Origin of the sequence: Mesorhizobium sp. M8A.F.Ca.ET.021.01.1.1, assembly GCF_003998025.1 — a bacterium.
In the GTDB taxonomy this organism is placed as follows: Bacteria; Pseudomonadota; Alphaproteobacteria; order Rhizobiales; family Rhizobiaceae; genus Mesorhizobium.
In genome coordinates this window covers 1-5330 of the sequence record NZ_RZSJ01000441.1, presented here as the reverse complement: position 1 = coordinate 5330, position 5330 = coordinate 1, and the positions used below count along the sequence as shown (strand labels likewise).

Below are 5330 nucleotides of genomic sequence, written 5' to 3'. Positions count from 1 at the left end.
TCACATGCGTCAGCAGCATCGGCTCGATGCCGACGGCGTAGGCGCTGAACGAGGCGACCGACAGCAGCGACCCGCCGATAAAGCGCATGAACCCGCGTCTGGTTATCATTGAGTGGCTCCGGCACCTCATTTCGGCATGCGCTGGTGCGTGTCGATCCTGGTTTGGGCGGACGACATGCATGGAGGCAGCGAACCCGATACAATCCAGGAATACGCCGGTAAGCCGGCAAAGATGAGGAGAATTTGCGCAGGCCCGTTCACTGATGCTTGATCACTGGTCCGGGAACCCGTGACTGATCGATTGCCCCGCTATTCTTCCTGGAACAGGCTGATCTGCTGCTGCGCCAGGTCCTTCGGCGCATCAAGGCCGAGATGGCGCCAGGCATTGGCGGTCAGCATGCGGCCACGCGGCGTGCGCTGGATGAAGCCCTGCTGGATCAGATAGGGCTCGATAATGTCCTCGATGGCGTCGCGCGGCTCGGACAAGCCCGCCGCGATCGTCTCGATTCCCACCGGCCCGCCGCCGAAATTGCGGGCGATCATGCTGAGATAGCGGCGGTCGAGCGCGTCGAGGCCGAGCGCATCGACTTCGAGCCGGGTCAAGGCCTCGTCGGCGATCAGGCGGTCGACATGGCCGTCGCCGGCGACCGAGGCGAAATCGCGCACGCGCCGCAACAGCCGCCCGGCAATGCGCGGCGTGCCGCGCGCGCGCCGGGCGATCTCGAGTGCACCGTCGTCGCCGAGCGGCATCTGCAGGATGCGGGCGCCGCGCCGCACGATCTGCTCCAACTCCTCGACCGTGTAGAAATTGAGCCGCACCGGGATGCCGAACCGGTCGCGCAGCGGATTGGTGAGCAGGCCGAGCCGCGTGGTGGCTGCCACCAGCGTGAAACGGGCAAGGTCGATCTTGACCGAACGCGCCGCCGGTCCCTCGCCGATGATCAGGTCGAGCTGGAAATCCTCCATCGCCGGATAGAGGATTTCCTCCACCGCCGGGTTGAGCCTGTGGATCTCGTCGATGAACAGCACATCGCCTTCTTCGAGATTGGTCAGCAGTGCCGCGAGATCGCCGGCCTTGGCGATGACCGGCCCGGAGGTCGAGCGGAAATTGACGCCGAGTTCGCGCGCCATGATCTGCGCCAGCGTCGTCTTGCCCAGCCCCGGCGGTCCGACGAACAGCACGTGGTCGAGCGCCTCCTTGCGGCCCTTGGCGGCCTCGATGAAGACTTTGAGGTTTGCCCGAACCGCCGCCTGGCCGACGAAATCGTCGAGCGTCTGCGGCCGCAAGGTCTGCTCGGCATCCTCGCCGCGTTTTTCCGGAGCAATGAGACGGGGGGAAAGGCTCATGGGGCCTTCCTCGCACAGGGTAGCGCCCCGGACAAGCGAAGGCTCACCGCGCCAGTTCCTTCAGCCCGAAACGGATCAGCTTGGAGGCATCGGCTCCCTCTCCTGCCGTCTTCAGCGCCGCCGATACCGCATTGGCGGCGGTGTCGCGGGAATAGCCGAGATTGACCAGCGCCGAGACGGCGTCGGTGATCGGCGCAGGCGCCACGCCTTCGCCGAGCTCCTGCTTCAGCCCGATCGTACCGGAGGCAGCGCCGGCATAGGCCGGTGCCTTGGCCTTCAATTCGGTGACGATGCGCTCGGCCACCTTCTTGCCGACGCCGGGCGCGCGGGAAACCATGGCGATGTCGCGCAGCGCGATCGCATTGGCGAGGTCGGCCGGCGCCAGCGTCGACAGTATGGCCAGCGCCACCTTGGCGCCGACACCCGGCACATTGTTCATCAGCAGCCGAAACCATTCGCGCTCGAGCTGCGACTGGAAACCATAGAGCCGGATCATGTCCTCGCGCACATATGTCTCGATGAACAGCACCACCGCTTCGCCGGGCGAAGGCAGCGCGGCAAGCGTGCGGGTCGAGCAGTAAGCGACATAGCCGACGCCATGGATATCGACGAGACAATGGTCTTCGTCGATCTCATCGAGCGTGCCCTTGAGCTTGCCGATCATGCCAGATCTTTCATGGAAGATAGGCCCTCATGGGTGCGTTTCCGGAGAGATGATATCGAGATCGGGGAAGTAACTGCGATACCGTGCTGCGTCTCGGGTCAAAAGACGATGTCCGGCAACGGTCGCATGAGCGCCAATAAAGAAATCAGGCAGAGTGCGCTCCCGAACACCGCCGGCCCGGCGATAGCGGGAATGCGTGACGCCCGCAAGGAATGCCGCGTCCCAAGGTACAAGTTCGCGATCCATCTCGAGCATGTCGACTGCTTTTCGAAGCGCCGTCTCCGTCGCGATCAGCGGCGCCAACTCGGACCAGACGATGGCATTGACGACCAATGCGCCGTCGCCTCGGCACAAGGTGATTTTAGACGCTGACCATTTTTTCAGAGGCCCAGTTGGCCCCCAAACATCGATCAGGACATTCGTGTCAATCAACGTCGAGATCTTCACGCGGGCCTCTCAACCACTCCATGTACTGGTCGCTGGTCATGCCTCCTAGATCCAATGTCCCCTCCATTTGGTCGAGAACATCGCTGAACCTGCGCAATTTCTCCTCCTCGGAGAGGTCCCCGTCGACGGCAACCAGCCGAACGTCCCCATTGGTGGCCACGAACTCCACCTCGGAGCCTGGGCCTATGCCCAGATGGTCCCTTATAGGTTTGGGGATCGTGACCTGCCCCTTGACGGTGACGCGCATGGTAATACCTCAAAGGTATTACCTACCCTATAGCCGTGAACAAGTCAAGAACATCACTAACCGGCGAGCGCCAGCCTATAGGCGGCACTTTGCCGGTGATGCGCGTGGCAAATCGCAATGGCCAGCGCGTCAGCGGCGTGTTCGGTGTCGAAGGCCGCCTTCGGCAATAACACCTTCACCATCATGTGGATCTGCTTCTTGTCGCCGTGGCCGACGCCGATCACCGCCTTCTTCACCGCGTTTGGCGCATATTCGGCGACAACGAGGCCGGCGCGCGCCGGCACCAGCATGGCGATGCCGCGTGCCTGGCCGAGCTTCAGCGTCGCAACGGCGTCCTTATTGACGAAGGTCTGTTCGACCGCGGCCTCATGCGGCATGGCCTGATGCAGGATTTCGGCGAGCCCGTCATGCAGTTGGCAGAGCCGCGTCGCCAGCGCCGCCTTGTCCTCGGAGCGCACGGTGCCCGAAGCGACGAAGCGCAAGGAATTGCCGAGGCTCTCGACGATGCCCCAGCCGGTGCGCCTGAGCCCCGGATCGATACCGATGATGCGAATCGCGTCCCCCATGCCGTGAGTGTACCTCCGGCGGACAGCGATGCCAGCGAAAAGTGAACAAACCGGAAACGCCCACCCCGCCAACTGGGGAAGGCTTCGAAGTTTCTCAGTTGCGGGCGAAGGCGGTGTTGAGCAGGCTGATCTGGTCGGAGACCGGATTGGGCCGGCGAGCCACGGGCTGCATGTCGACCATCGCGCCGGCGCCGTAGATCTCTTCGTCCATGCGGCGCACCAATGCCTGAAGGCGCAGCGACCGGTTGACGAGGTCGAGAAAATCGCTCGGCAGTTCGGCCCAGCCGGCCGCCTCGTCATGGGCGGAAGCGGTGTCGAGGCGCACCTTGGACTTTTCCGAAGCGACCTGGTCGCGGGTCATCTCGCCGGAATTCGCCGCGCGCTGCAAAAGCAGCCACGAGGCAACCTGCATCAGCCTGGTGGTCAGCCGCATCGACTCGGCCGCGTAGAGCGTGGCTGCCAGCCGCGACAGTTTCTTGGCCTCGGCCCGGCCCTTGCCGTCGAGATACTCCGCCGCCTGTTCGACCAGGCCCATGCCTTCCTGGTAAAGCGGTTTGAAGGAGTGCGAAAACACCCGGCGTTCCGCCAGCTTGACGGTTTTCACAACGCCTTTCGACGGCTCGTTCATTGATAACGCCCCTGCACTTGCAACCGGCCGATTCGGCTCTCTGCCGATACACCCGTGACCCTATAAAACTGAAGCTTGAAAATGCGCTTCGTCCGGGGTGAAGGCAAGCACATGTTTAACAGAAGGTTAACAGCGACCGGCGTCGCGGGATGCCACCGGAATGCGGACAAAAAAAGAGCCGCGGATAAGGCGGCTCTCAGGAGTTTAACAGGGAGGCGTCAAACAAAGTGGCTCCAACCACTCGGTAAGAATCCAGATCACTGGATGCACATAGTAAACGCCTGTAAAGCTTAATGGACCCTTAACATCCCTGATATTTTTTGACCCTACACACTACTCCTGTGCCGTAACAGCACAGCCGCACAGGCAAGGTTTCGGCCTCACTCAGGCCTTTTTCCACACCACCGGCAAGGCGATGAAGGCGAACAGCAGCATGCCTGCGTAGAAGCCGATCGAAGATATCCCCAGCAACGGCTCGATCCCCGGATTTCCGGCAAGCAGTATATAAAGGCCGATCATGAGCCCGATGCCGCTGATCGCCGTCAGCCAGAAATGGACGAGGGCCAGCGTCTTTTGCCCGGCAGCCGGAAACAGGTGGTAAAAGAACGCGAAGACCGCCGACATAAGCCAGCCAGCCACCATCGTGTGGGCGTGGGTCGGCATCTGACCATGGTCTTCGCTGATCGCCATGTGAATGCCGAGTGCCATGCCGCACAGCGCGTAGATGATCGCCAGCGTGAAGAAATTCCGTGCTACCCCTTGCATATATTAGTCCCCCGAATTGCCTTTTCCCAAGTTGGGAATGAGTTGATCGTCAGGCAAGCGCTGCCGCCGCCGGACCTCCGCCGTCGGCACTAGCATCGGCATTGTTTCCGGACGATGTCACGCCCCCCGACAATGCCGACAATAGCAGAAAGCCGGGCGGCGCCTTCATCATATTAGCGACGCCTTTCGTTAGCCGGCGGCCTGAAACACAGCCGGTTTTTCCACGACATCGTCCCGAAACAACCGCGGCGCTAAACGCGGCGGCGGCGAAGCGGACGGGCAATGGCCCGCCCTCGCCAGCAACCATTGGGCATCGGGGAGAAAGCCATGGATTGGTATTCCATCGTCAAATTGCTGCACATCCTTTCGGCAACGCTTTGGGTCGGCGGCGGCTTCACGCTGATGGTGCTGGCGACGCTGGCGGATCGAGCCGGCAACATCCAGGGAACGCTGCAGGCGATGCGCGCCACCGGCGAGCTGGGCAACCGCTTCTTCGCGCCGATGTCGATGCTGACATTGGCCTTCGGATTGATCATGTGCTCGTTCTGGGTCGGCTTCTCCGAGCTCTGGGTCCTGATCGGCCTTGCCGGCTACGCCACGACCTTCTGCATCGGAATGTTCGTTTTCAAGCCGACTGCCGACCGCATGGGCGCGATGATCGCCAGG

8 protein-coding genes and 1 pseudogene are annotated in these 5330 nt (G+C 62.3%); 1 reads left to right on the top strand and 8 read right to left on the bottom strand.

Features of this window, described 5'->3' with window-relative positions:
• From EOA36_RS38960 to EOA36_RS26425, 8 genes and pseudogenes are all read right to left on the bottom strand, one after another.
• Nucleotides 1-109, bottom strand: a pseudogene (locus tag EOA36_RS38960) (metallophosphoesterase); the annotation flags it as partial.
• 200 nt (nt 110-309) lie between these two features.
• Entirely contained in the window at nt 310-1347 is a 1038-nt protein-coding gene (gene ruvB, locus EOA36_RS26455; RefSeq protein WP_127280069.1) for a Holliday junction branch migration DNA helicase RuvB, read from the bottom strand.
• 43 nt (nt 1348-1390) lie between these two features.
• The gene (gene ruvA / locus EOA36_RS26450) at nt 1391-2011 is read right to left on the bottom strand and encodes a Holliday junction branch migration protein RuvA (RefSeq protein WP_127280068.1); all 621 of its coding nucleotides are present in this window, start codon (nt 2009-2011) and stop codon (nt 1391-1393) included.
• A gap of 27 nt (nt 2012-2038) precedes the next feature.
• Nucleotides 2039-2458 carry a type II toxin-antitoxin system VapC family toxin gene (locus EOA36_RS26445; protein ID WP_127280067.1) on the bottom strand — a complete coding sequence of 140 codons (420 nt, stop codon included), beginning with the start codon at nt 2456-2458 and terminating at the stop codon, nt 2039-2041.
• On the bottom strand, nt 2436-2705 hold the full coding sequence (locus EOA36_RS26440) for an AbrB/MazE/SpoVT family DNA-binding domain-containing protein (RefSeq protein WP_127280066.1): 270 nt from the start codon (nt 2703-2705) through the stop codon (nt 2436-2438). Before EOA36_RS26440 ends, EOA36_RS26445 begins: the two co-directional genes overlap by 23 nt.
• A gap of 56 nt (nt 2706-2761) precedes the next feature.
• A complete protein-coding gene (gene ruvC / locus EOA36_RS26435; protein WP_127280065.1) occupies nt 2762-3271 on the bottom strand; it encodes a crossover junction endodeoxyribonuclease RuvC in 510 nt (169 codons plus the stop codon).
• Nucleotides 3272-3365: 94 nt separating this feature from the next.
• Nucleotides 3366-3899: a DUF1465 family protein gene (locus EOA36_RS26430; protein ID WP_127280064.1), complete on the bottom strand. Its 534-nt coding sequence runs from the start codon at nt 3897-3899 to the stop codon at nt 3366-3368.
• 384 nt (nt 3900-4283) lie between these two features.
• Nucleotides 4284-4664 carry a hypothetical protein gene (locus EOA36_RS26425; RefSeq protein WP_023771684.1) on the bottom strand — a complete coding sequence of 127 codons (381 nt, stop codon included), beginning with the start codon at nt 4662-4664 and terminating at the stop codon, nt 4284-4286.
• A 327-nt stretch (nt 4665-4991) separates the two neighbouring features.
• Between EOA36_RS26425 and EOA36_RS26420 the strand changes: the two genes are divergently transcribed.
• The coding region (locus EOA36_RS26420; protein ID WP_127280063.1) for a DUF2269 family protein at nt 4992-5330 on the top strand (339 nt) is incomplete at its 3' end.

Excerpts from the sequence above, each read along its gene's own strand:
- ruvB (WP_127280069.1), bottom strand. The coding sequence starts at position 1,347 with ATGAGCCTTTCCCCCCGTCTCATTGCTCCGGAAAAACGCGGCGAGGAT.
- ruvA (WP_127280068.1), bottom strand. The coding sequence starts at position 2,011 with ATGATCGGCAAGCTCAAGGGCACGCTCGATGAGATCGACGAAGACCAT.
- EOA36_RS26440 (WP_127280066.1), bottom strand. The coding sequence starts at position 2,705 with ATGCGCGTCACCGTCAAGGGGCAGGTCACGATCCCCAAACCTATAAGG.
- ruvC (WP_127280065.1), bottom strand. The coding sequence starts at position 3,271 with ATGGGGGACGCGATTCGCATCATCGGTATCGATCCGGGGCTCAGGCGC.
- EOA36_RS26430 (WP_127280064.1), bottom strand. The coding sequence starts at position 3,899 with ATGAACGAGCCGTCGAAAGGCGTTGTGAAAACCGTCAAGCTGGCGGAA.
- EOA36_RS26425 (WP_023771684.1), bottom strand. The coding sequence starts at position 4,664 with ATGCAAGGGGTAGCACGGAATTTCTTCACGCTGGCGATCATCTACGCG.